Below are 22,168 nucleotides of genomic sequence, written 5' to 3'. Positions count from 1 at the left end.
GTCCGGTCAGGAGGGCTGGACCAGTCTGAAGACCAGGCGGGCGGCGGCTCGTTGCACGGCGTGACGCAGCCGCCTCGGGGGAGTGGGGGCCGGGGTTGCGCCGAGGCGGGGGAAGAGGGCCTCGGCGTTGGAGCGGTTCACCGCCGGGGCATCCGCCGCGTCCAGGCCGCAGGCGAAGTACTGGCCTGCCGCCGAGGGCGCGAAGGGCCAGTCGGAGCCGAACAGCACATGCCCCGGGCGCGCGAACGCCAGCAGGGTGGGGAGCGCGGCCGGGCTGGAGGTCAGGGCGGTGTCGAAGTAGAAGGTGCGGAAGTCGTCCAGTACGTCCAGCGGGCTGCGGCCGGTGTCGGCCGCGATGGTGACGCCCATGCGGTGGGAGGCGTACGGGACGAAGCCGCCGCCGTGGCTCAGGATGAACCGGATGTCCGGGTACCGCCGCACGACGCCGTTGCGGACGAGGAGATAGGCGGCCCGGGTGGTGTCGAGGAGGAAGTCGGCGGCGAAGGGCGGGATGTTCTCCACGGCGGGTGCCGGGAGTTCGGCCGGGTGCACGAAGACGACGGCACCACGGTCGTTCAGCGCCCGCCACAACTCGTCCTGGCCGTCGGCGCCGAGATAGGTGCCCCGGTTGTTGGCGAGCAGGGTGACCCCGTCCGCGCCCAGCGTGTCCAGGGCTCTGGCGGCCTCTGCTGCGGAGGCGGGCGCGTCGGGCATCGGCAGAGTGGCGAAGTAGCCGAAACGGGCCGGGTGTTCGGCGACCAGGTCGGTGCAGTGGTCGTTCAGCCGCCGGGCGAGGTCGGCGGCCTCGGCCGGGTCGGTGAGGAAGGCGGTGCCCGGGGTGGAGACGGACAGCAGGGCCGTTGCGGTGCCCAGCAGGTCCATCGCCTCGATGGCCGTCTCCGGGCTCCAGGCGGGCAGGGCCCGGCCACCCGCCTCGGCGATGCCCGCCTTGGCGAGCAGATCGCGGTAGAAGGCGGGGACGAGATGCTGATGCACGTCCACACGTCGCGGCGGTGCGGTGGCCCTTGCGCGCTGTCCTTCGGTGAGGGTCATGCCTCGCTCCTTGCTGCCATGCGGTTCGCCGCGTCGTGGATGAGCTGTGCGTGCAGTTGGAAGACCGCCACCAGATCGACGTCGTCGCCGCTGATCTCCCGCTGGATGAAGAGTCCGTCGGCGCCCGCGACGGCGTAGGTGGTGAGGGTGCGGACGGCGGCCTCGTCCAGTTCCGGGTAGAGGGTGCGGACGGTGTCCGCGATCCGCTGTCTGGAGATGTCCCGGACCTGGAGGAAGACGGTTCTGCCGCGTGGTTCGGTGGGGCGTCGTTCGAGGGCGAGCATGAGGCCGAGGCGGAGGAAGTCGGGGGCGTCGAGGAGGGACCGGGCGATGTTGGCGGCCATCACCGTGACCCGGTCCAGCGAGGTCCCTTCCGTCTCGTCCGGGAGTTCCACGGCCGTCAGCCAGGTCTCGAAGCTGCGCTCGATGACCGCGGCGATGAGGTCGTCCTTGTCCTTGAAGTGCCAGTAGATCGAGCTGGCGGGCAGTCCGCACTTGGCGCTGACGGCCGCGATGGAGGTGCCGTCGTAGCCGCGTTCCCCGGCGATCTCCACGGTGGCGTCGAGGATCCGCTGCCGCGACTCCACCCCGTTCGCCCGCTTTCTGCGCGGAGCCTCCGACCTGGTCATCGCGGCTGCCCTCTCTTGACCGACTTCGCCATCACTCTTACCGTAGCGTTCATTCCAATTGGAGTAAACGCTACAGCAAGAGCCGTAGGCAGGACAGTGAGGTAGCCCCATGAGCGAGATCAGAGCCGGTGACGGTGCCTATGACGCGGCGGTGATCGGCTACGGGCCGACCGGTGTGACCGCCGCGAATCTGCTGGGTGCGATGGGCCTCAGGGTGGTCGTGCTGGAGCGCGACGCCGATGTCTACGCCCGAGCGCGCGCGATCTCCACGGACGAGGAGGTCATGCGGATCTGGCAGCGCACCGGCCTGGCCGAGCGGCTGAAGGAGGACATGCTGGCCGAGCGCCCGCTGGACTTCGTGGACGCCGTGGGCCGCCCCTTCATCAGCGCCCACCCAAGCCCGCGCGGACACGGCCATCCGCCGCAGATGTTCCTGTACCAGCCCGCGCTGGAGCGGGTCCTGCGTGACGGCGTCACGCGATACCCGAACGTCGAGGTGCTGCTCCGGCACGAGTGCCTGCGGCTGAGCCAGGACGCCGAGGGCGTTGAGCTGACCGTCACCGGCGCCGACGACACGGTACGGCGGCTGCGGGCGTCGTACGTCATCGCCGCCGACGGCGGCTCCAGCCTCACCCGGGCGCAGCTCAACGTGGGGTACGAGGGACGGACGTACGAGGACCGCTGGGTCGTCATCGACACCGAGATGCGCAAACCCTGGCCGGACCACGACCGGCTGCGCTTCCGCTGTGACCCGGCGCGCCCGGCGGTGGACTGCCCGACCCCGCTCGGCCACCACCGCTGGGAGTTCCCGATCCTGCCGGGCGACGACGAGGGGTATCTGACCACCGACGAGGCCGTGTACGAGCTGGTGTCCCGCTACGGGATCAGCCGGGACAGCGTCAGGATCCTGCGGGCCACCGTCTACAGCCACCACGTCCGCTTCGCCTCCCGGTTCCGGGTGGGCCGGGTCTTCCTGGCCGGGGACGCCGCTCACGCCATGCCGCCGTGGATCGGACAGGGCATGGCCGCCGGGGTGCGGGACGCGGCCAACCTGTGCTGGAAGCTGGCCGCCGTGCTGCGCGGCGAGCTGCCGGAGTCGGCGCTCGACAGCTACGAGGCCGAACGCAAACCACATGTGCGGGAAGTGACCAGGCGGGCGGTGTTCGTCGGCCGGATCATCACCGAGCGGCGCACGGCGGTGGCGACGGCGCGGAACGTCGCACTGCGCGCCTTCGATCACCTCCCGGGCTTCAGCCAGTGGGTGCAGGACGCCAACTGGATCCCCCGCGCCCACTACCGGGCCGGGCTCCAGGCCCGCTCGCGCGCCAAGGCCGCCGGGCACCAGATCCCCCAGCCCTGGGTGACCGGCCCCGACGGCAGACGCGTACGGCTGGACGACGCGCTCGGCGGCCGCTGGCTGCTGCTGCACGCCGGCACGGCCGTCCCGCAGCCCGCGTGGGACCACCTCGGCGTCCCCTCGCTCACCGTCACACCGGCCGGCTCCACCCCTGCCGAGGGCACGCTCGTCGACCGCGACGCGGTGCTGCTGCCCTGGCTGCGCACGCATCGCGCGACCACCCTCGCGCTGCGCCCCGACGGCTACGTCTACGCGGCAGCTCCGGCCGCCACCCAACTCCCTCCGCCGCCCGGCGGATTCGCGCCCGCACCCACCCCTGCGAGGACCCGATGACCACACACACCGAACTCCCCCCGATGCGGGAGCGCCTGCTGGACGTGGCAGGCCGGAAGATCTTCGTCGCGGAGACCGGCGACGGCCCACCCGTCCTGCTGCTCCACGGCGGCGGCCCCGGAGCCTCCGGAGTCTCCAACTACGCCCGCAACATCGGCGCGTTGGCCAATGAGCACCGGGTCATCGTCCCCGACCTGCCCGGCTACGGCCGCAGCAGCAAGGGCGTCGACGGCACCGACCCGTTCGGGTTCCTGGCCGACGGGATCAGGGGGTTGCTCGACCGACTCGGCCTCGCCAAGGCGCACTTGGTGGGGAATTCCTACGGCGGTGCCTGTGCCCTGCGGCTCGCGCTGGACACGCCCGACCGGGTCGACCGGATGGTGCTGATGGGCCCCGGCGGTATCGGCACCACTCGAGCGCTGCCCACGCGCGGACTGAACAGCCTGCTCAACTACTACTCCGGGGACGGCCCTTCACGGCAGAAGCTGGAGAAGTTCATCCGGAACCACCTCGTCTTCAACGCCGCCGACGTCCCGGAATCGGTGATCGAGGCCCGCTACCGGGACAGCATCGACCCCGAGGTGGTCGCGGCCCCGCCGCTGCGCAGGCCGTCCGGTCCGAACGCGCTGCGCACCCTGTGGAAGATGGACTTCACCCGCGACGCCCGGCTGGCCCGGCTCCCCGTGCCGACCCTGGTGTTGTGGGGCGCCGCCGACCAGGTCAACCGGCCGAGCGGCGGCCGGATGCTCGCCGAGCGCCTGCCGAACGGCGATCTGTATCTCGTGGCCAACACCGGCCACTGGGTGCAGTTCGAGCGCGCCGAGCTGTTCAACCGGCTGTGCGCCGACTTCCTGGCGGGCCGACGATGAACACCTCCGTCTTCGGCGCCGTCCATCTCGGCTACCTCGTCATCGAGACCCGGCGCTTCACCGACTGGGCCCGCTTCGGCACCGACGCCATCGGCATGCACCGCGACGACCTGGACTCCGGCCTGATGCGCTTCCGCCTCGACGAGCAGGAGTGCCGCTTCCTGCTGCGGCGCGGCCCGGCCGAGGACGTCGTGACCACGGGCTGGCACATCGACGACCACGACGCCTTCGAACGGATCGAGGCCCGCGTCCGCGCCCATGGCGTCCCCGTGGTGCGGGGTACGGCCGAGGAGGCAGCCCTGCGCGGTGTTGAGCGACTGTCGCGCTTCCCCGGCCCCAAGGGCATCACGCAGGAGATCTACACGACACCGGTCAGGGCGGCAGAGCCCCTGCGGATGCTGGCCTCCGGGTTCGTGACCGGCGACGCCGGCATGGGCCACGTCGCGATCACCTCCACGAAGCCGACGCGGCTGCGCGGCTACTTCGACACGGTCTTCGACGCCCGGCTCACCGACTACATCGACGAGACCATCAGCGGCGTCAAACTCAAGATCCGCTTCCTGCGGGTCAACGAACGCCACCACTCCATCGCCGTCGCCGCCACCCGCGGCCTGCCCGTAGACCCTGTCCGCACCCGCGTCCAGCATCTGAACATCCAGGCCGCGAGCCTGGACGATCTGGCGCGCAGCTATGAGCGGGTGCACGAACTCGGCTTCGAGATGGCCCTGTCCGTGGGACAGCACACCAACGACAAGGAGCTGTCGTACTACGCCCGCACCCCCTCCGGCTTCGAATGGGAGGTGGGCTGGAACCCCCTGGTCATCGACGAGTCGACCTGGGAGCCCAGCACCCACCAGGGCATCAGCGTCTGGGGTCACCTCCCGATTGGCCAGACGATCGTCGACACCCTGGAGCAGTTCCGCCTCGGCGCCCGCTCCCTGATACAGCGCGAGGACACCGTTCCCGCGCTGAGCGGAAGCGGTGTCCCCGACGACTGAGCGGTCCCTCAGCTCTTGACCAGCAGGCCGCGGCTGCGCAGGACCCGGCGCTCCAGCGGGCTGAAGATCAGCAGGTCGATGGCGATGCCGACGAGGAGGATGAGGAAGATGGCGAGGAAGACCTGGGACATGCTGGCGTTGTTGCGGCCGTTCTCCAGCAACTGGCCCAGGCCGACGCCGAGATCGGGGGAGGAGGCGATGATCTCGGCGGCCATCAGCGAACGCCAGGAGAACGCCCAGCCCTGCTTCAGACCCGCCAGATAGCCTGGAAGCGCGCCCGGCATCACGATGTGCCAGGCACCCTTGAGACCGGTGGCGCCGAGGGTGCGTCCGGCGCGCAGGAACAGCGGGGGGATCTGGTCGATGCCCGCGACCAGGCCGTTGGCGATGGAGGGGACCGCGCCGAGCAGGATGACGGCGTACATCATCGAGTTGTTCAGCCCCAGCCACAGCACGGCCGGAGGAACCCAGGCCACCGAGGGGAGGGACTGGAGGCCGGAGAGGATCGGGCCGATGGCGGCCCGGATGAACTTCACCCGGGCGACGAGCAGGCCGAGCGGGGTGCCGATGGCGAGGGCGAACAGGAAGCCGAGCAGGCCGCGCGAGACGCTGGTCCAGATGTAGTCCAGCAGGGTGCCCTGGAGCCAGGCCGCCTGGACCTCGTCCCATACGGCGGAAGGTGCGGGGAGTTTGTAGGCGGGGGCTATCTCGGCCCAGACCAGCAGCTGCCACACCACCAGCACCAGGGCCACGGCGGTGATCGGCGGCAGCACCTTGCGGAGGAGGGTCTCGCGCAGGGGGGTGCGGGTGGTCTGGACGGTGTCGAGGGCGTCGAGGCCGGCTTCGAGTCCGGCGAGGTCGTTGCCGTCCTTGGCGGTGGTGTCAGTGCTGGCCATGGCGGCGGATCTCCCCACGCAGTTCTTCGGTGATCTCGACGGACAGTTCGGCGACCTCGCTGTCCTCGATGCGGCGCGGGTGCGGGATGGAGACGGTCCATTCCCGGGCGATGCGTCCGGGGCGGGAGGACAGCAGCACCACCCGCTGGGCCAGGCGTACGGCCTCGCGGACGTTGTGGGTGACGAAGAGGACGGACAGGCCCGTCTCGCGCCAGATCCGGGTCAGTTCGTCGTGCAGGACGTCGCGGGTGATGGCGTCCAGCGCGGCGAACGGCTCGTCCATCAGGAGGAGTTTGCTGTCCTGGGCCAGGGCGCGGGCCAGGGCGACGCGCTGGCGCATACCGCCGGACAGTTCGTGCACCCGCTTGCCGTAGGCCCCGCCCAGGCGGACCAGGTCCAGCAGTTCCTCGGCCCGCGCGCGCCGCTCGGGCTTGGGGATGCCGCGGAGTTTGAGGGCGAGTTCGATGTTCTTGCCCGCGGTGAGCCAGGGGAAGAGGGCGTGTTCCTGGAACATCAGGGCCGGGCGGCCGTCAGTGGTGATGTCGCCCGCGCTGGGGCGGTCGAGTCCGGCGACGAGGTTGAGCAGGGTGGACTTGCCGCAGCCGGAGGCTCCCAGGAGGGTGACGAACTCGCCGGGTGCGACATCGAGGGTGATGTCGTCCAGGACGAGCTGCTGCCCGGCGGGGCCGCCGAAGGACTTCGAGACGTGGGTGATACGCGCGGCGTGCTCCACGGACGTGTCCGTGCCGACAGCCTTGGCGAGGGCGGTTGCCATGGTCGTCACCTCCTGGGAAATCGTCGGATCCGTTACTTGACGCCGAGACCGGCGTCGTCGACCGCGTCCTTGCCCTCGGCCTTGAGGACCTTGTTGAGCAGGGTGAGGTCGTAGATGCCGTTGAGATCGGGCTGTTCGAGCAGACCGGCCTTCACGGCGTGCTCGGCCTCGGTGCCGAGCGTCGCGGCCAGCGGGTCGTCGAGGAAGGCGATCGACTTCCAGGCCGGGTCGATGACCTCGGCGGGCAGGGCCTTGCCGGACTCTCCCTCCAGAGCCTTGTTGGCGGACGCCTTGGCCTGGTCCGGGTTGGCGTTGATCCACTCGTTGGTCTTCACCGAGCCGCGCAGTACGGCCTCGACGACGTCCGGGTGCTCCTTGAGGAACTTCTGGGACACGATGATGTTCGTGATCACGAACTTCTTGTCGGGCCACAGGTCGGCCTCGTCCAGCAGCACCTCGGCGCCCTCGGCGACCAGCTTCGAGGCGGTCGGCTCCGGCACCCAGGCGCCGTCGACGGAGCCGGACTTGTAGGCGTCCGGGGTCACCTTGTTGTCGGTGCGGACGACGGAGACGTCACCCTTGCCGCTCTGCGCGTCGACCTTCCAGCCCTGCTCGGCGATCCAGTTGAGGAACGCCACGTCCTGGGTGTTGCCGAGCTGAGGGGTGGCGATCTTCTTGCCCTTGAGGTCCTTGAGGGACTTGATCTTCTCCGGGTTCACCACCAGCTTCACGCCGCCGGAGGCGGATCCGGAGATGATCCGCAGGTTGGAGCCGTCGGCCTTGGTGTAGCCGTTGATGGCGGGGGAGGGGCCGATCCACCCGATGTCGATGGACCCCGAGTTCAGCGCCTCGATCTCGGAGGGGCCGGCGTTGAAGGTCGAGGGCTCGATCGTGGTGCCGCCGAGTTCCTTCTGGAAGATGCCCTCCTCGACGCCGACCAGGGCGGTGGCGTGCGTGAGGTTCGGGAAGTAGCCGATGCGCACCTCGTCGGCGGAGAGCTTCTTGGCGTCCGCGGCGACCTTGGCCTGCGTGCCGTCGTCGTCGGACTCGGAACCGTAGCCGCAAGCGGTGAGCAGGAGGGGGAGCGCCGCTATGGCGGCAAGGGTGCGCAGAGCGGTGAGCGGTCGTGCGGCAGACACGGAGGTGTCCTCTCAGGGTGAGGTGGATTGGTCGTACGGGTGTCGAGGGGCCTCAGAAGGGCCGACAGATGGCGCTCGACGTACGACGGAAATCGATGTGACGACGAGAGGTCAGAAGGGGCGACGACAGCGCTGCGCGAACGAGCGTGCTCATGCCCACCCCCATCGATTCCTAGTTTTCCTACCTGGTTGCTAGGGATCGTGGCAGAAGGTGGCCGTGACCCCAAGAGGGCTTTCATATGCTGGACAACCTGATCTTGCACAATGAGATGCGCAGCTGGGAGTGGCGGATGGTTCGAACAGACTGACGAATCGTCATCCTCCGTTCACCCAGCGGACTTTGGGGGCGATCTACGATCCTCCGGTGCACGGCGATCAAGGACGCCGTGCCGTTTGCTGACCGGAGGTGCACCCATGAGGAGACTCCCGAGACGTCGTCTGACGATGGCGGTGGCGATCGGCGGCCTGTTCGCCGCGCTGGCCCAGCCGACCGCGAGCGCGGCCCCGGCCCCCCTCACCGACCCCGCGAAGGCGAGGGCACTGGCCACAGAGTTCGGCCAGGACCGCAGCGGTGGCGTCTACTACGACAAGGCGGGGCAGCTCGTCGTCGCCGTCACCGACGAGGCCGCCGCACGGGAGGTGCGGGCCGAGGGCGGCGTCGCCAAGGTCGTGAAGCACAGCGCCGCGACCCTGAACTCGGTCCGCGCCACGCTGGACCGGCGCATAGCCGACGTGGACCCGATCCCGAACACCTCCTGGGGCGTCGACCCGAGCACCAACACGGTGACCGTCGACATCTTCGATGCCGCGACGACGGCCGACGAGAAGCGGCTCATGCGTCTTGTCACCCGGTACGGGGATGCCGTGCGCGTCAACCGGTTGCCCGGAAAGATCGACGCGACCGCCTACGAGACCCTCGGCGGCATCGGAATCGAGTCCACGGACGTGGCCGCGGGACGCTACTCGGCCTGCACCCTCGGGTTCAACGTCCGCGACGCTTCCGGCCAGAAGTACTTCGTCACCGCCGGACACTGCGCGGACTCTCCGTCCTTCCAGTGGTGGGACCGGGAGGCCGGGAGCATCTACCTCGGCAAGCGCATCTGGTATGACTACGGCGGCATCGAGAAGGACTACGCCGTCATGGAGTACCGGGGCGAGAACCTCGCCGCCTACGGGGCCGTCCGTGCGGCGGGCGTCGATTACGAGATCACCGACTCCCGCTATCCCAATGACGGTGAGTCGGTGAAGCGCGCCGGTGCCGTCACCAGTGACCTCGTGGGTGCCGTGCTGTCTCCCAGCGAGACGGTCACCTTCTCGGACGGCACGCTCCTGAAGAACATGATCAAGACGTCGAACTGTTCCCACCAGGGAGACAGCGGCGGTCCGCTGTGGGCGGGGACGGATGCGCTCGGTGTCCTCTCCGGCACCAACACGCCGCAGAGCGAACCGTGCAACAGTGCGCAGGGTCAGTACCGGTCCTGGTTCCAGCCGGTGCACTGGGTGCTCGCCCACCACGGGCTGCACGCGTTCTGACAGTGGCCGTCGGCGCGCCCTCCGCTCACACCGGCAAGGTGAACGGAGGGTGCGCGCCGTTGAGGAAGTAGTCGCCGATGTCACGCAGCCGGTGGGCGACGGGTTCGTACAGGGTGTGGGTCCGGGCGTTGCGCCAGAAGCGGTCCAGACCCAGGCGGGCGGAGGCCGAGCGGGCCCCGACGATGTCGAGGGCGCGGGCCGTGGACTCGTGGGCGGCCCGGGAGGCGGCGGCCTCGGCGACGGCGACCAGGATCGAGATCTCGGCGCATTCGTCGTAGGTGAGGTCCGCGCCCCGGCGCAGTCCGCCCTCCAGGGCCGTCAGCGCTTCGGCCGCCAGTGCGGATGCCGAGCGCGTGAGGACGGTGAGTTCGCCGTAGGCGGCCAGCGTCTGCGGGTCCTGCGGGGAACCGGCGGGCCACTCCGTTTGCCAGGGGGCGTGGCCCGCCCTGCTGTACTCCCGGGCCTCGCCCAGCACCCCCTCGGCGATCCCGAGGCGGAGCTGGACCGAGACGAGCCGCCCGAGCGGGGCGGCCAGGGATGCCGCGGGGGACAGGACGTCCTCGTCGGCGGAGAGCGAGCCGAGCACTTCGTCGACGCCCAGCCGTACCCCGTCGAACTCCACGCTTCCCCCGGCGGCGAGCCGCTGGCCGAAGGGGTCGGCGTCGTCGTCGATCCGTACGCCCCGGCCGGAGGTGTCGGCGATGACCGCGAGGGGTTCACCGGTGTCGGCGCGCACGGCCCGTACCGCCAGCCGGTCGGCGACGAGCACGCCGGTGACATAGCTCTGCCGGCCGTTCAGGACGTACCCGTCGCCGGACGGCACGAGTGTCAGCCGGGGCTCCTGGCGGGCGACGCCCCCGCCCCAGCACCACAGCTCGGCCGCCGACCGGCGCTCCACCCGCGCGGCGAGCCCCGGCTCGGCGAAGAGCCGGGCGCCGTACGCCATGACGTAGTGACAGCCCAGGAGTTGGCCGATGGCCGCGTCGGCGGCGGCGATCTCCCGGAGGACGGCGCAGGCCGTGGCCCAGTCGGCACCGCCACCGCCGTGCTCGGCCGGGATCAGCAGGGTCAGCAGTCCGGCCTCGCGGAGCCGGGACACCTCGTCGAAGGGCGCCTTGCCCGCCTGTTCCCTGGCCACCGCGTCCGTGGCCAGGTCGTCCGCCGTCTCCCGGGCGACGCGCAGCCAGTGCGTACGGTCGGGTCCGGGCGGGCCGGACTGTGCGGCGGTGCGGGACGGGGCAGGGGCGACGCCCATGGAAGTGCTCTCCTCAAGGTCGGCCGTGGAGCGCGGCGTCGGGGCTCACGCGCGGCCCGGCACGTACTTGTAGCCCACGCTGCGTACGGTGACGATCCGGTCCCGGTGGGCCTTGCCGAGCTTGCGGCGCAGCCGGGCGATGTGGACGTCCACGGTGCGGCCGTCACCGACGTGGTCGTAGCCCCAGATCTCCGCCATCAGCCGCTCGCGCGAGTGCACGTGGTGGGGGTGCCGGACGAGGTGCGCCAGCAGCGCGAACTCCAGATAGGTGAGGTCGAGTTCGACTCCGTCGACCTCGGCGACATGGCGTGCGGGATCGATGCGTACAGCCGCGCCGTCCGGCTGCCGTACCGGGGGCGCGGCCGGGCGGACTCCGGCCCGGCCGAAGAGTTCGGTGGGGTCGGTGCCCTCGGGCACCAGGACGAGATAGCCGACGAGCGGCGGGGAGCCGGGGTCCCCGGCGGCGTCCTGCGGAAGGTCGTCGACCAGACGCAGATGGCGGACGTCGGACAGTGCGGTGGTGGGAAGTGCCGTGGTCATGGCGTTCGTCCTTCAGAAGCGGAGAGGGGGGCGCACCCCCCGGGGGAAGGAGCGGAGCGGCAGCGCGGGAGGCGTGCCTTACGCGTGACAGCAGGCGGCACTGACGACGTGACCAAAGTCGACATACCGACGACGTACGAGTCGTTGCTGCGTGTGGGGCATGGTCCCATCCTGCGCAGCGGGGACGAGCCCCGTCAATGCTTTCCTAGTAACTCGATAGGAAAAGTAGAGAAAGGGCTCGCGGGCGACGGCCGGTGAGGCGGTGTCAGTCATGCCTCGCTCGCCCCGCCGCACCGGTCCGCCATCCGGGCGCCGCTTGACGGACAGGTAAATTGCCTGCTCAATTGGTCGCATGAAGCCCCAGCCGCACCTGGTCTCACGCGACCACATCGACTTCGGTCGGGTGTGGTCCGCCGCGTGTTGCGCCTGACGCGGCAGCGGGCCGGACGGCCGGCCCTTCCCCTTCTCGGTGACCCCGTCGTGGGCCGAGCTCTCTTCTCACGCGCGCTGCCGCGGCACTGACGTCCCCGTATTGCTGACGGGCTGTCACCCACGCCCGCATGCAGGGCCCTTGGACCATGCCCGCGTGCGCTCGTCCCCGAAAGGCCACCTCCATGCCCGTGGAATTCCTCGGCATCGCCGCCACCAACAACGGTTCCGAAACCACCCCTCGCTCCGGCGCCGCCTTTGACAAGGAGTACACACTCCGGCTCGCCCGCGCCCATGAGGAGCACGGCTGGGACCGGGTGCTGTTCGCCTACGGCTCCGGATCACCGGACCCCGCCCCGGCCGCCGCGTACATCGCGAGCAAGCTGGACCGGCTCCAGATCCTGCTCGCCCACCGGCCCAACGTCTCCTACCCCACCTTCGCTGCCAAGACCTTCGCCACCCTCGACCGGATCAGTGACGGCCGGCTGACCGTGCACTTCATCACCGGCGGCAACGATCACGAGCAGGGCCGTGAGGGCGACACCCTCACCAAGGACGAGCGCTATGCCCGCACCCGCGAGTACATCCGCATCGTCAAGAAGATCTGGACCACCCACGAGCCCTTCGACCACGAGGGCGACCACTACCGCTTCCACGACTTCGTCAGCGATGTCTTCCCCGTCCAACAACGGCGCCCGAACGTCTCGTTCGGCGGTTCGTCGCCCGCCGCGTACGCCGCCGGCGGCGCCGAGGCCGACATCTACTGCCTGTGGGGCGAGCCGCTGGAGCGGACGGCGGAGCAGATCGAGGCGGTGAAAGCCGCCGCGCGGGCCGCGGGCCGCACCGACACCCCCCGGATCCAGGTCGCCTTCCGCCCGATCATCGCGCCCACCGAGGAACTGGCCTGGGAGAAGGCCCACCGCACGGTCGGCGCCATCCGGGACCTGGGCGCGGCCGGCCTCAAACGCCGCCACCGCACCGGCGCCCCACAGAACACCGGCTCGCAGCGACTTCTCGCCATCGCCGAGGCGGGGGAGCGCTACGACCGCGCACTGTGGACCCCGACCGCGGCCGCCACGGGCGGCGCTGGCAACTCCAACGCCCTGGTCGGCACCCCGGAGACGGTCGCGCGGGCGCTGCTGGACTACTACGACCTCGGCGTCGACATCCTCTCCGCCCGTGGCTACGACCTGCTCGGCGACGCGATCGACTTCGGCCGGTACGTGATCCCCCTGGTCCGCGAGGAAGTCGCCAAGCGCGACGCGGCCCGCGGCCCGAAGCACCTCGCGACGGCCAACCGATGACCTCCGCACCCGAACTGACGGTCCCTCACCTCCCGGCCCCCGACCCGCGGGTGAGACCACTCATCCGTGAACTCGGCGAGGAGTACTCCCGCCGCAGCGGCAGGGACGCGCACGCCGAACTCGCCCGCTGCGTCCAGACCGTGGGCAAGTCGGAGATCCACCCTCCCGGCCCGCCCGAGAACGCCTCCTGAACCCACTCCTCCGAAGGGACCCCCATGGCCACCGTCCTCTCCGTCTCCGGCAGCCCCTCCGCCACCTCCCGCACCGCACGACTGCTCCGCCACCTCGACGACCGCCTCAGGGCCCAGGGGCACGAGGTGATACCGCTCGACGTCCGCACCCTGCCCGCCGAGGCGCTCCTCGGCGCCGACTTCCGGCACCCGGCGATCATCGAGACCACCGCCCTCTTCGACCGCGTGGACGGAGTGGTGATCGGCACCCCCGTCTACAAGGCCGCCTACTCCGGGCTGCTGAAGGCGCTGCTCGACCTGCTCCCGCAGTACGCCCTCGCGGGCAAGATCGTCCTGCCGCTGGCCACCGGCGGCACCACCGCCCATGTCCTCGCCATCGACTACGCCCTGCGCCCCGTCCTGAACTCCATGGGCCCCGCCCACATCACCCCGGGCTGGTTCACTCTGGACAAGGACATCACCGTCGCCGACGACGGCACGCTCTCCGTGGCCCCGGGCTCCGCCGAGGCCCTGGCCCAGGTCACCGACCAGTTCTCCCTCGCCCTCGGCGGCCGCCCCGCCGTGCTCGCCGCCGCCGGCTGAGCAGGGCCGAACACGGCTCCCACACGCCCCGTCCAAGATCCCCTTCGAGGTGTGCGGACGCCCTCTTGACGTCGGCCTGCGCCGGACGGACACTCCGAAGCGGGAATCCTAGTGAACGGGTAGGGAAACATGGGGCGCCGTGAGCCGGTCACCAGCCGTGCCTCCTCGGCCTGCCCTCTTCTGACCTCCCGCCGTCACATCGATCTGCTGCGCGTCTGCAGCGCCATCGGTCCCCTCGGGTAACCGGGCCACCTCCGCGCCCCACCACCGACCGGCGTCGCCCACCGGCACCGCCCGCGTCGGCGCGCGCGAACCGGCCCCCGCCACCCGTCCCTTGCCGCTTCCGCCCCGGGGAGAGTCATGTCCGTAACACCGCTGGCCGGCCATCCTTCCGCCGCCGACTTCCACGGCCGTATCGGCCAGGACGCCCGCAGCGGCCACTACGCCGTGCCGCGCCGCTACCGGCTCCACCTGTCGACCGCCTGCCCGGACGGCCTCCGGATCGCCGTCACCCACAGCCTGCTGGGGCTGGACGACACCTGTCCGGCGGTCGTCCTGCCCGCCGTCCCCGACTGTCGTGACGGTGGCTACGCCGCACTGCGCCCGCTCTACGACGCGAGCACCCACCGCTACACCGGCCCGGCCCGCGCCCCCGTCCTCAGCGACGCCTGGTCGGGCCGGATCGTGAGCACCCACGCCCCCGGCATCGCCCGCGACCTGGCCCGGCACTTCGGGACGGGAGGTCCTCAACTCCGCCCGTGCGGAGCGGAGTCGGAGATCGAGGCCGTCGAGCGGATGTGCGCCAAAGGCATCGCGCAGGCGGCGCAGCTCGCCGGATCGGCGGGCGGCGACGAGCCGGAACGGGCCGCCGCTGCCGACCGGCTGGCCCAGACCCTGGACGCCCTGGAGCGGTGGCTCCTCGGCCGGGAGTTCATGATCCGCGATCAGATCACCGCCGCCGACGTCGAGTTGTGGGTCACCCTCGTGGAACTCGACACCGTCCACCGCAACCACCTGGACGCGGCGGCGGTACGGCGCATCGCCGAGCACCCCGCGCTGTGGGCCTACGCCCGCCGCCTCGCCGCCCACCCGGCCTTCGGCACCCACCTCGACCTCGACGGCATCGCCCGCCGCCATCACGCCCACTGCCAGGGCCTCGAAGCCGCGGGAGCGGCCGTCCAGATCCTGGACTGGGCCGGCCACGCGGGCCGATGACCCACACGGCCGCCGCCCGGACGAACGGCTCATCCTGCGCAACCACCTGGGCCTCACCCACCCGGACCGGGCGCACACCGCACAGGCCGCCCCGTGACGCCCCCGAACCCGCGCCCGCCCGCCGACCGTGAGGAGACCACCAACGTGTCAGCCATCCCCCTCGGCGTCCTGGACCTGGTGCCGATCCCGTCCGGCGCGACCCCCGCCGAGGCCCTGCGCAACTCCATCGACCTCGCCCGGCAGGCCGAACGCCTCGGATACACCCGCCACTGGTTCGCCGAACACCATCTCAACCCCGGGGTGGCGGGCACGTCCCCGGCGGTCGTCCTGGCCCTGACGGCCGCCGCCACCTCCACCATCCGGCTCGGCTCCGGCGCCGTGCAGCTCGGCCACCGCACCGCCCTGTCCACGGTCGAGGAGTTCGGCCTCATCGACGCCCTCCACCCCGGCCGCCTCGACCTGGGCCTCGGCCGCTCCGGCGGCCGCCCGCGGGCAGCGTCGGCGGCCGAGCCGCGCCGCCCGGCGAACGGCCTGCTGATCCCGCCCCGGTTCAACCCCGAGCACCTGCTCGGCTCACCCCGGATCGCCCTCCAGCGCAAGCTGCTGACGCTGCCGAACGCCGAGTCCCAGGAGTACGCCGGGCAGATCGACGACCTGCTCGCCCTGCTCGGGGGCACCTACCGGTCCCCGGAGGGCATCGAGGCGCACGCCGTACCGGGCGAGGGCGCCGAGGTCGAGGTATGGATCCTCGGCAGCGGCGGCGGCCCGAGCGCCGAGACGGCCGGCGCCCGGGGTCTGCGATTCGCCGCGAACTACCACGTCAGCCCCGCCACCGTCCTGGAGGCCGTGGACGGCTACCGGTCCTTCTTCCGCCCGTCGGAGTTCCTCGACACCCCGTATGTCGCCGTCTCCGCGGACGTCGTCGTCGCCGAGGACGACGAGACGGCCCGCGAGCTCGCCGAGGGGTACGGCCCCTGGGTCCGCAGCATCCGCAGCGCCGAGGGCGCCATCGAGTACCCGACCCTGAAGGAGGCCCGCGCCCACGAGTGGACGGACGCGGACCGCGCCCTCGTCCAGGACCGCGTCGACACCCAGTTCGTCGGCTCACCGGCCCGCGTCGCCGACCGGCTGGAACAACTCCAGGAAGCCACCGGCGCCGACGAACTCCTCATCACGACGATGACCCACGACCACACGGACCGGGTGCGGTCCTACCAACTGCTGGCCGGGGAGTGGGCACGGCGCTGAACCACCACACCCCGGCCGGCCGTCAGCCCGCCGAGCCGGTCACCGGATAGTGGTCCGACAGGTTGGTGTACGTGTAGTCCGTGCCCCAGCTCGACACCGTCCAGGGCGCGCTCTGCTCCTTGACGACGTCGTTCTTCCACACGGCCGGACGGGCGTGGCCCGCTCGGTGCAGGACGTAGTCCAGGTCCTCGCGCGGGTCGTCCGGGTAGCGGTCGCGGGCTATGGAGTTGTCCCGCGTGTCGAACGAGTAGGGGTGCCCGGTGCGCGCGTCGGCGCCGACGAGGCCCGCGTCGGCGAGCATCGTGCCGTACTCCGCGGTGCGGGAGTCGACGTTCAGGTCACCGGCGACCAGCACCTGCTCGTTCGCCGGGATGTTCTTGGCGTCCAGGAAGGCGTCGATCGCCTTGAACTGGCGGCTGCGCATCGCGGCGGCCTCACCGGCGTCGCAGCCCGGGTCCGTGGACTGGGCGTGCGTACCGATCACATGCACCTTGGCGCCGTTCACGTTCAGCACGACGTACGCGAAGCCCTTGTTCGACCACCAGTCCGCGCCGCACGCGTCCTTGTAGACGTACTGCTCCTTGCGCAGGATCGGCCACTTGCTGAGGATCGTGACCCCGCCGTCCTCCGGCGTCGTCGCCGAGTACGCGCCACCGGTCGCGTCCCAGCCGGACTTGCTGCGGCCCACAACGGGCGTCTGGTACGGATAGGCGCCCGCCGCCGAGGACTTCAGCGCGTCCGAGGAGGAGTTGTCGAACGCCTCCTGGAGCACCACCACGTCATTGCCCTGGAAGAACGGCGTCTTCACGATCTCGGCGGCGCGATGGTCCTGGCCCCAGTTCGGGTACAGGCTCTTGCTGAAGAGGAAGACGTTGTAGGACAACACCTTCAGCCCCGGTGCCGACTCGGCGGCCGCCGCGGTGGGCGTCGCGCCGGCCAGTCCGGCGGCGGCGAGCGAGAGGGCGAGCACGGCCGAGCCCTGTGCACGGCGCTGTGCGAAAAGCGTCACTGGTTCTCCCTGTGTCGGAAGGGGTCTTGAGTGGCGTCGCACATCAAACCATCTGGGATTACTCCTGGGTAACACCTTTGGGGGAATCGGATGTCCTACGGCGGTACGGGTGCCGAACCTGTCTAGACAAGCCAGCGCCCATCCTTCATGAGATGCCGCTGCGGCAACTCCCGAACCCCGTGCCACGCCTGCACCGCCCGCGGGCGCACCCGGAAGAACGCGTAGGCGGCCCGCTCCGTGCGCGGGTCCCACCCGGTCTTCGCCCGGAACGCCTCGGCCGCCGCGTCCGGAACCTCGCTCGCCGTGAAGGACTCCGCCTCGCCGTCGATGAGCACCACGTCCTGGGTGTCGCCGAACGCCAGCCGGGTGCGTCCGCCCTCCCGCAGGTTCCGGCCCGTCGGATTGGTGCCCCGCGTCGACACCCACAGCGCCTGCCCGTCCCAGACGAACCACAGCGCCACCATGCAGGGCACCCCCTCGGGGTCCGCCGTGGCGACCCAGACGTCGAGTTCGCGTTCCAGTCGCTCCAGTACGTCGCGTCTGCGCTGGTCGGGGGTGCGGGGCAGGCCGGTGTTCGTCATGGCCGGGACGCTACCGATCATGGCGCTCCGACACCTCGGGCAACGGTCCTAGGTCCGCCGGACGAGCCGCCCGCGGATTCGCTCGACGCGGACTGGCGCGCGCCGGGTTTTACGTATAACGTCTCCCGTCAATCGCACGTCCCGAAAGGCACCGATGAGCCGCATCGCCCTGGTCACCCTCGTCGTCGACGACTACGACGAGGCGATCCGCTTCTACACCGAGGCCCTCGGCTTCCGTCTCGTGGAGGACGCCCCGCGCCCCGACGGCTCCCGCTGGGTCGTCGTGCGGCCGGGCGACGAAGGCACCGACCTGCTGCTGGCCCGCGCCAAGGGCGACGCGCAGAGTGCCCGGGTCGGCGACCAGACCGGCGGGCGGGTCGGGTTCTTCCTGCATACCGACGACTTCGCCCGCGACCATGCCCGGATGCTCGCCGCGGGTGTGACCTTCCTGGAGGAGCCGCGCCACGAGCCCTACGGCTCGGTCGCCGTCTTCCAGGACCTGTACGGCAACCGCTGGGACCTGCTCCAGCCCGTCGGCTGACTTCCGCCGCCGCTTCGAACCACCCCGCTCCGCTCAAGGCCCAAGGAAAGACCGCCATGACCGCTACGCGTGTAGACCTCGATGTGATCCGCCGCCTCCCCAAGGCCGTCCTGCACGACCACCTCGACGGCGGCCTGCGCCCCGCCACCGTGATCGAGCTGGCGGCCGAGGTCGGCCACACCCTGCCCACCACCGACCCCGACGAGCTCGCCGCCTGGTACTTCGAGGCCGCGAACTCCGGTGACCTGGTCCGCTACATCGCCACCTTCGAGCACACCCTCGCCGTGATGCAGACCCGCGAGGGCCTGCTGCGCACCGCCGAGGAGTACGTCCTGGACCTGGCCGCCGACGGCGTCGTCTACGGCGAGGTGCGCTACGCCCCCGAGCTGAACACCCGGGGCGGGCTCGCCCTCGCCGAGGTCGTGGAGACCGTCCAGGAGGGCCTCGCCGCCGGTATGGCGAAGGCCGCCGCGGCCGGTACCCCGGTGCGGGTCGGCACCCTGCTGTGCGGCATGCGGATGTTCGACCGGGTGCGCGAGGCCGCCGACCTGGCCGTCGCCTTCCGGGACGCCGGAGTCGTCGGCTTCGACATCGCCGGTGCCGAGGCCGGATTCCCGGCCGCCGACCACCTCGCCGCCTTCGAGCACCTGCGCCGCGAGAGCGTGCCGTTCACCATCCACGCCGGTGAGGCCGACGGTCTGTCCAGCATCCACCAGGCGCTCCAGATCTGCGGCGCCCAGCGCATCGGGCACGGCGTGCGGATCACCGACGACATCGTGGACGGCAAGCTCGGCCGGCTCGCCGCGTGGGTCCGCGACCGCCGTATCGCCCTGGAGATGTGCCCGACCTCCAACCTCCAGACCGGCGCCGCCACCTCCATAGCCGAGCACCCCGTCACCGCACTGAAGGACCTCGGCTTCCGGGTCACCCTCAACACCGACAACCGGCTGGTGTCGGGCACCACGATGACCCGCGAGATGTCCCTGCTGGTCGAGCAGGCCGGCTGGACCGTCGAGGACCTGCGCACGGTCACGGTGAACGCCCTGAAGAGCGCCTTCATCCCGTTCGACGAGCGCAAGGCCCTCATCGAGGACGTCGTCCTGCCCGGTTACGCGGCCTGAAGCAGCCCGCGGACGTAGGCGGCCTGTCCGATGTGCTGAAGATCGTCGGACAGGACGCTGACCAGCCGTACCCCCAGGGTGACCGGCGGGTCCCAGCGCTCGTCGACGACCCGCTCCAGATCCTTGGCGGCCAGCTCCCGCAGCGCGCCGAGGGTCTGGGCGTGGACGGCGTCGTAGTACCCGGTCAGCAGCTCGCCGGAGTCGACCCGGACCTTGTCGACCTTCGCTGAGGTGTGCCCGTACCCGGTGTCATGGCGGGGCAGGTCGAGTCCGAAGGTCTTCTGGAAGTCCTGGGTGAGCCAGACCTGGTCCAAGCCGAAGGCGTCGGCGATGTGGTCGTCCTGGACCCGGGTGAGATGCCAGACCAGCCAGGCGATGGAGTTGGCTCCCGGGCCGGGCCGGGCGTGCAGGTCGTCGGGGCCGAGGCCCTCGACGGTGGCGTGGACTTCTTCCTGGATGCGGCTGTAACCGTCGATGAGGATGTCCTTGGCATGCATGGCTCCACCATCGCGCACAGCAGGCCGTCACGCGCCCTCTGTCTCCAGAAGTTCCATCAGGGCGCGCGCCGCCGGGCTCGTGGCCTGCGGGTGCGGCAGCAGGGCGACGGTCTCGTACACCCGCTCGCCGGTGCCCTTGACCGGCAGGGCGGTCAGTGACTCCCGCTTGTGCCGGAAATGGCGCGGTACGACGGCGATCCCGAGGTTCTCGTCCACGAGGTCCAGCAGGCTGTGCACGTCGTTGACCTCCAGGGCGACCGCCCGCCGGACCCCCGCGGCGGCGAACGCCGCGTCGGTGGTGCGGCGCGGCCCCCAGTCCGGGTGGAAGTCGACGAACACCTCGCCGCCCAGCTCCTCGGGAGTGACCGCGGCCCCGGCGGCGGCGAGCCTGTGGCTCGGGTGGCACAGCACGGTCATCGGCTCACTGGTCAGCGGTACGGCGCGCAGCTGGTCGGTGTCCTCCCGCGTCGTACGCACCGCGAAGGCCAGATCGAGGCGGCCGGCCGCGACCTCCTCCGCGAGCGCCCCCGACCCCGCCTGCCGCAGGCAGATCTCCACGTCCGGATGGCGCCGCCGGAACGCGGCGAGCAGCCCCGCCACATGCACCCCGGCGATGCACTGCTCGGAGCCCAGCGCCAGCATCCCGCGCAGCACACCCTGCACCGCCGCCACCGCCTCGTGCGCCGACCGCACCTGTGCCAGGATCCGCTCCGCCTCGCCCAGCAGCGCCCGCCCGGCCGGGGTGAGCGTCACACTGCGTGTCGTCCGGACGAACAGCGGCGTCTGGAGCTCCCGTTCCAGTGAGCGGATCGATGCCGAGAGCCCCGACTGGGACACCATGAGCCGTTCGGCGGCCCGGGTGAAGTGCTGGTCCTCGGCGACCGCGACGAAGTGCTGGAGATGGCGCAGTTCCATGACTGAGAAGCGTATCTGCTGAATTCCATCGGATTCTTCTGTTGGACCAATGCCCACAGGTCACGAAAGAGTGGACACCGGTCTTAAGGGAGCCTCGTGATGAGCTCGGTTCCCCTCGTGCCCACCCCTCTGGAGTCGCGTTGTACACCGCACACCCCGACCGCTACGCGGACATGCCCTACCGGCGCACCGGACGCAGCGGCCTGAAGCTCCCGGCCCTGTCCCTCGGCCTGTGGCACAACTTCGGTCCGGACCGCCCGGTCGAGACGCAGCGCGCGATCCTGCGCCGCGCCTTCGACCTCGGTGTCACCCACTTCGACCTCGCCAACAACTACGGCCCGCCGCCCGGGTCCGCCGAGGAGGCGCTGGGCGAGGCGCTGAAGGCGGACTTCGCGCCGTACCGCGACGAACTCGTCATCTCCACCAAGGCCGGATACCTGATGTGGCCCGGCCCGTACGGCGAGTGGGGCTCGCGCAAGTACGTGCTGTCCTCGCTGGACCAGAGCCTGCAGCGGATGGGCCTGGACTACGTGGACATCTTCTACTCGCATCGCCCGGACCCGGAGACTCCGCTGGAGGAGACGATGGGCGCGCTGCACTCGGCCGTCCAGCAGGGCAAGGCGCTCTACGTCGGCGTCTCCAACTACTCCCCGGAGCAGACCCGGGAGGCCGCCCGCATCCTCGGTGAGCTGGGCACGCCGCTGCTGATCCATCAGCCGCGCTACTCGATGCTCGACCGGCGCCCCGAGGACGAGGGCCTGCTGGACGCCCTGGACGAGCTCCAGGTCGGCTCGATCGTCTTCTCCCCGCTGGAGCAGGGACTGCTGACCTCCCGCTACCTCGACGGCATCCCCGAGGGCTCGCGGGCCGCGAGCGACAGCCCCTTCCTGAACTCCGAAGCGGTCACCGAGGACCTGGTGGGCAAGCTCCGAGCCCTCGACGAGATCGCCAAGTCCCGCGGCCAGTCCCTGGCCCAGCTGGCGCTGGCCTGGGTGCTGCGCGGGGGCCGGGTGACCTCCGCCCTCGTCGGCGCGAGCAGCGCGCGGCAGATCGAGGACAGCGTGGCGGCCATCGGCAATCTGGACTTCGACGCGGAGGAACTGGCCCGCATCGACGCGGTCATCAAGGCGTAGGTGCCTGGCCGGATGCCCCTGACCG

General features: G+C 71.0%; 25 protein-coding genes. 13 read left to right on the top strand and 12 right to left on the bottom strand.

Annotated features, from left to right (window positions below; all coding sequences use genetic code 11):
* Positions 1 to 6 precede the first annotated feature (6 nt).
* Positions 7 to 1,053, bottom strand: a complete 1,047-nt coding sequence (locus STRCI_RS02280; protein ID WP_269657096.1) for an amidohydrolase family protein — start codon at positions 1,051 to 1,053, stop codon at positions 7 to 9.
* A complete protein-coding gene (locus STRCI_RS02275; protein ID WP_269657095.1) occupies positions 1,050 to 1,682 on the bottom strand; it encodes a TetR/AcrR family transcriptional regulator in 633 nt (210 codons plus the stop codon). Before STRCI_RS02275 ends, STRCI_RS02280 begins: the two co-directional genes overlap by 4 nt.
* Before the next feature lie 109 nt (positions 1,683 to 1,791).
* On the opposite strand from STRCI_RS02275, the gene STRCI_RS02270 reads away from it, so the two are divergent.
* The 3 genes from STRCI_RS02270 to STRCI_RS02260 are packed head-to-tail and all read left to right on the top strand — an operon-like array spanning position 1,792 to position 5,239.
* Positions 1,792 to 3,372, top strand: coding sequence for a bifunctional 3-(3-hydroxy-phenyl)propionate/3-hydroxycinnamic acid hydroxylase (locus STRCI_RS02270; protein WP_269657094.1), 1,581 nt, complete (start codon positions 1,792 to 1,794; stop codon positions 3,370 to 3,372).
* Positions 3,369 to 4,241 (top strand): alpha/beta fold hydrolase, encoded by an 873-nt coding sequence (locus STRCI_RS02265; RefSeq protein WP_269657093.1) that lies wholly within the window; start codon positions 3,369 to 3,371, stop codon positions 4,239 to 4,241. Before STRCI_RS02270 ends, STRCI_RS02265 begins: the two co-directional genes overlap by 4 nt.
* On the top strand, positions 4,238 to 5,239 hold the full coding sequence (locus STRCI_RS02260) for a VOC family protein (protein ID WP_269657092.1): 1,002 nt from the start codon (positions 4,238 to 4,240) through the stop codon (positions 5,237 to 5,239). The genes STRCI_RS02265 and STRCI_RS02260 overlap by 4 nt, the downstream gene beginning before the upstream one ends.
* A gap of 8 nt (positions 5,240 to 5,247) precedes the next feature.
* On the opposite strand, the gene STRCI_RS02255 is transcribed toward STRCI_RS02260, so the two are convergent.
* From STRCI_RS02255 to STRCI_RS43360, 4 genes are read right to left on the bottom strand one after another with little or no spacing between them, the layout of a single operon-like run.
* Positions 5,248 to 6,135, bottom strand: coding sequence for an ABC transporter permease (locus STRCI_RS02255; protein WP_269657091.1), 888 nt, complete (start codon positions 6,133 to 6,135; stop codon positions 5,248 to 5,250).
* The gene (locus tag STRCI_RS02250) at positions 6,122 to 6,910 is read right to left on the bottom strand and encodes an ABC transporter ATP-binding protein (RefSeq protein WP_269657090.1); all 789 of its coding nucleotides are present in this window, start codon (positions 6,908 to 6,910) and stop codon (positions 6,122 to 6,124) included. The genes STRCI_RS02255 and STRCI_RS02250 overlap by 14 nt, the downstream gene beginning before the upstream one ends.
* Positions 6,911 to 6,942: 32 nt before the next feature.
* On the bottom strand, positions 6,943 to 8,049 hold the full coding sequence (locus STRCI_RS02245) for an ABC transporter substrate-binding protein (protein WP_269657089.1): 1,107 nt from the start codon (positions 8,047 to 8,049) through the stop codon (positions 6,943 to 6,945).
* Positions 8,050 to 8,101: 52 nt separating this feature from the next.
* The gene (locus tag STRCI_RS43360; RefSeq protein ID WP_336298782.1) at positions 8,102 to 8,203 is read right to left on the bottom strand and encodes a putative leader peptide; all 102 of its coding nucleotides are present in this window, start codon (positions 8,201 to 8,203) and stop codon (positions 8,102 to 8,104) included.
* A gap of 260 nt (positions 8,204 to 8,463) precedes the next feature.
* Here STRCI_RS43360 and STRCI_RS02240 point away from each other — a divergent pair, with 260 nt between their 5' ends.
* Entirely contained in the window at positions 8,464 to 9,582 is a 1,119-nt protein-coding gene (locus STRCI_RS02240; protein ID WP_269657088.1) for a S1 family peptidase, read from the top strand.
* Between the two features lie 25 nt (positions 9,583 to 9,607).
* Here the strand turns inward: STRCI_RS02240 and STRCI_RS02235 are convergent, their stop codons facing one another.
* Positions 9,608 to 10,837, bottom strand: coding sequence for an acyl-CoA dehydrogenase family protein (locus tag STRCI_RS02235; RefSeq protein WP_269657087.1), 1,230 nt, complete (start codon positions 10,835 to 10,837; stop codon positions 9,608 to 9,610).
* A 45-nt stretch (positions 10,838 to 10,882) separates the two neighbouring features.
* Positions 10,883 to 11,377 carry a winged helix-turn-helix domain-containing protein gene (locus STRCI_RS02230; RefSeq protein WP_269657086.1) on the bottom strand — a complete coding sequence of 165 codons (495 nt, stop codon included), beginning with the start codon at positions 11,375 to 11,377 and terminating at the stop codon, positions 10,883 to 10,885.
* Between the two features lie 614 nt (positions 11,378 to 11,991).
* Here STRCI_RS02230 and STRCI_RS02225 point away from each other — a divergent pair.
* From STRCI_RS02225 to STRCI_RS02205, 6 genes are all read left to right on the top strand, one after another.
* Positions 11,992 to 13,110, top strand: a complete 1,119-nt coding sequence (locus STRCI_RS02225; protein ID WP_269657085.1) for an LLM class flavin-dependent oxidoreductase — start codon at positions 11,992 to 11,994, stop codon at positions 13,108 to 13,110.
* Complete coding sequence (locus STRCI_RS02220; RefSeq protein WP_269657084.1) at positions 13,107 to 13,301, top strand: hypothetical protein; 195 nt, start codon at positions 13,107 to 13,109, stop codon at positions 13,299 to 13,301. The genes STRCI_RS02225 and STRCI_RS02220 overlap by 4 nt, the downstream gene beginning before the upstream one ends.
* A 24-nt stretch (positions 13,302 to 13,325) precedes the next feature.
* Entirely contained in the window at positions 13,326 to 13,883 is a 558-nt protein-coding gene (gene ssuE, locus STRCI_RS02215) for an NADPH-dependent FMN reductase (RefSeq protein ID WP_269657083.1), read from the top strand.
* 129 nt (positions 13,884 to 14,012) lie between these two features.
* Positions 14,013 to 14,126 (top strand): putative leader peptide, encoded by a 114-nt coding sequence (locus STRCI_RS43355; RefSeq protein ID WP_336298781.1) that lies wholly within the window; start codon positions 14,013 to 14,015, stop codon positions 14,124 to 14,126.
* Between the two features lie 117 nt (positions 14,127 to 14,243).
* The gene (locus STRCI_RS02210; protein WP_269657082.1) at positions 14,244 to 15,098 is read left to right on the top strand and encodes a glutathione S-transferase C-terminal domain-containing protein; all 855 of its coding nucleotides are present in this window, start codon (positions 14,244 to 14,246) and stop codon (positions 15,096 to 15,098) included.
* Positions 15,099 to 15,242: 144 nt separating this feature from the next.
* Positions 15,243 to 16,346 (top strand): LLM class flavin-dependent oxidoreductase, encoded by a 1,104-nt coding sequence (locus tag STRCI_RS02205; protein WP_269657081.1) that lies wholly within the window; start codon positions 15,243 to 15,245, stop codon positions 16,344 to 16,346.
* A gap of 22 nt (positions 16,347 to 16,368) precedes the next feature.
* On the opposite strand, the gene sph is transcribed toward STRCI_RS02205, so the two are convergent.
* Entirely contained in the window at positions 16,369 to 17,355 is a 987-nt protein-coding gene (gene sph / locus STRCI_RS02200) for a sphingomyelin phosphodiesterase (protein WP_269657080.1), read from the bottom strand.
* Positions 17,356 to 17,477: 122 nt separating this feature from the next.
* Entirely contained in the window at positions 17,478 to 17,936 is a 459-nt protein-coding gene (locus tag STRCI_RS02195; protein WP_269657079.1) for a pyridoxamine 5'-phosphate oxidase family protein, read from the bottom strand.
* Between the two features lie 154 nt (positions 17,937 to 18,090).
* On the opposite strand from STRCI_RS02195, the gene STRCI_RS02190 reads away from it, so the two are divergent.
* Positions 18,091 to 18,477, top strand: a complete 387-nt coding sequence (locus STRCI_RS02190; protein WP_269657078.1) for a VOC family protein — start codon at positions 18,091 to 18,093, stop codon at positions 18,475 to 18,477.
* A 56-nt stretch (positions 18,478 to 18,533) separates the two neighbouring features.
* Positions 18,534 to 19,598 (top strand): adenosine deaminase, encoded by a 1,065-nt coding sequence (locus tag STRCI_RS02185; RefSeq protein WP_269657077.1) that lies wholly within the window; start codon positions 18,534 to 18,536, stop codon positions 19,596 to 19,598.
* Here STRCI_RS02185 and STRCI_RS02180 read toward each other — a convergent pair.
* Both STRCI_RS02180 and STRCI_RS02175 read right to left on the bottom strand, forming a co-directional pair.
* Positions 19,586 to 20,095, bottom strand: a complete 510-nt coding sequence (locus STRCI_RS02180; protein ID WP_269657076.1) for a mycothiol transferase — start codon at positions 20,093 to 20,095, stop codon at positions 19,586 to 19,588. The two genes, STRCI_RS02185 and STRCI_RS02180, sit on opposite strands and share 13 nt — an antisense overlap.
* Positions 20,096 to 20,122: 27 nt before the next feature.
* Entirely contained in the window at positions 20,123 to 21,010 is an 888-nt protein-coding gene (locus STRCI_RS02175) for a LysR family transcriptional regulator (protein WP_269657075.1), read from the bottom strand.
* 140 nt (positions 21,011 to 21,150) lie between these two features.
* Between STRCI_RS02175 and mgrA the strand changes: the two genes are divergently transcribed.
* On the top strand, positions 21,151 to 22,143 hold the full coding sequence (mgrA, locus tag STRCI_RS02170) for an L-glyceraldehyde 3-phosphate reductase (protein ID WP_269657074.1): 993 nt from the start codon (positions 21,151 to 21,153) through the stop codon (positions 22,141 to 22,143).
* Positions 22,144 to 22,168: the final 25 nt, after the last annotated feature.

This window comes from Streptomyces cinnabarinus, assembly GCF_027270315.1.
Taxonomy (GTDB): Bacteria; Actinomycetota; Actinomycetes; order Streptomycetales; family Streptomycetaceae; genus Streptomyces; species Streptomyces cinnabarinus.
The sequence above is the reverse complement of the archived record's forward strand: the minus strand, read 5'-3'. Positions and strand labels throughout refer to the sequence as shown.

Coding starts and splice junctions, on each gene's coding strand:
- STRCI_RS02280 (WP_269657096.1), bottom strand. CDS start 1,053: ATGACCCTCACCGAAGGACAGCGCGCAAGGGCCACCGCACCGCCGCGA.
- STRCI_RS02275 (WP_269657095.1), bottom strand. CDS start 1,682: ATGACCAGGTCGGAGGCTCCGCGCAGAAAGCGGGCGAACGGGGTGGAG.
- STRCI_RS02270 (WP_269657094.1), top strand. CDS start 1,792: ATGAGCGAGATCAGAGCCGGTGACGGTGCCTATGACGCGGCGGTGATC.
- STRCI_RS02265 (WP_269657093.1), top strand. CDS start 3,369: ATGACCACACACACCGAACTCCCCCCGATGCGGGAGCGCCTGCTGGAC.
- STRCI_RS02260 (WP_269657092.1), top strand. CDS start 4,238: ATGAACACCTCCGTCTTCGGCGCCGTCCATCTCGGCTACCTCGTCATC.
- STRCI_RS02255 (WP_269657091.1), bottom strand. CDS start 6,135: ATGGCCAGCACTGACACCACCGCCAAGGACGGCAACGACCTCGCCGGA.
- STRCI_RS02250 (WP_269657090.1), bottom strand. CDS start 6,910: ATGGCAACCGCCCTCGCCAAGGCTGTCGGCACGGACACGTCCGTGGAG.
- STRCI_RS43360 (WP_336298782.1), bottom strand. CDS start 8,203: ATGAGCACGCTCGTTCGCGCAGCGCTGTCGTCGCCCCTTCTGACCTCT.
- STRCI_RS02240 (WP_269657088.1), top strand. CDS start 8,464: ATGAGGAGACTCCCGAGACGTCGTCTGACGATGGCGGTGGCGATCGGC.
- STRCI_RS02235 (WP_269657087.1), bottom strand. CDS start 10,837: ATGGGCGTCGCCCCTGCCCCGTCCCGCACCGCCGCACAGTCCGGCCCG.
- STRCI_RS02230 (WP_269657086.1), bottom strand. CDS start 11,377: ATGACCACGGCACTTCCCACCACCGCACTGTCCGACGTCCGCCATCTG.
- STRCI_RS02225 (WP_269657085.1), top strand. CDS start 11,992: ATGCCCGTGGAATTCCTCGGCATCGCCGCCACCAACAACGGTTCCGAA.
- STRCI_RS02220 (WP_269657084.1), top strand. CDS start 13,107: ATGACCTCCGCACCCGAACTGACGGTCCCTCACCTCCCGGCCCCCGAC.
- ssuE (WP_269657083.1), top strand. CDS start 13,326: ATGGCCACCGTCCTCTCCGTCTCCGGCAGCCCCTCCGCCACCTCCCGC.
- STRCI_RS43355 (WP_336298781.1), top strand. CDS start 14,013: ATGGGGCGCCGTGAGCCGGTCACCAGCCGTGCCTCCTCGGCCTGCCCT.
- STRCI_RS02210 (WP_269657082.1), top strand. CDS start 14,244: ATGTCCGTAACACCGCTGGCCGGCCATCCTTCCGCCGCCGACTTCCAC.
- STRCI_RS02195 (WP_269657079.1), bottom strand. CDS start 17,936: ATGACGAACACCGGCCTGCCCCGCACCCCCGACCAGCGCAGACGCGAC.
- STRCI_RS02190 (WP_269657078.1), top strand. CDS start 18,091: ATGAGCCGCATCGCCCTGGTCACCCTCGTCGTCGACGACTACGACGAG.
- STRCI_RS02185 (WP_269657077.1), top strand. CDS start 18,534: ATGACCGCTACGCGTGTAGACCTCGATGTGATCCGCCGCCTCCCCAAG.
- STRCI_RS02180 (WP_269657076.1), bottom strand. CDS start 20,095: ATGCATGCCAAGGACATCCTCATCGACGGTTACAGCCGCATCCAGGAA.
- STRCI_RS02175 (WP_269657075.1), bottom strand. CDS start 21,010: ATGGAACTGCGCCATCTCCAGCACTTCGTCGCGGTCGCCGAGGACCAG.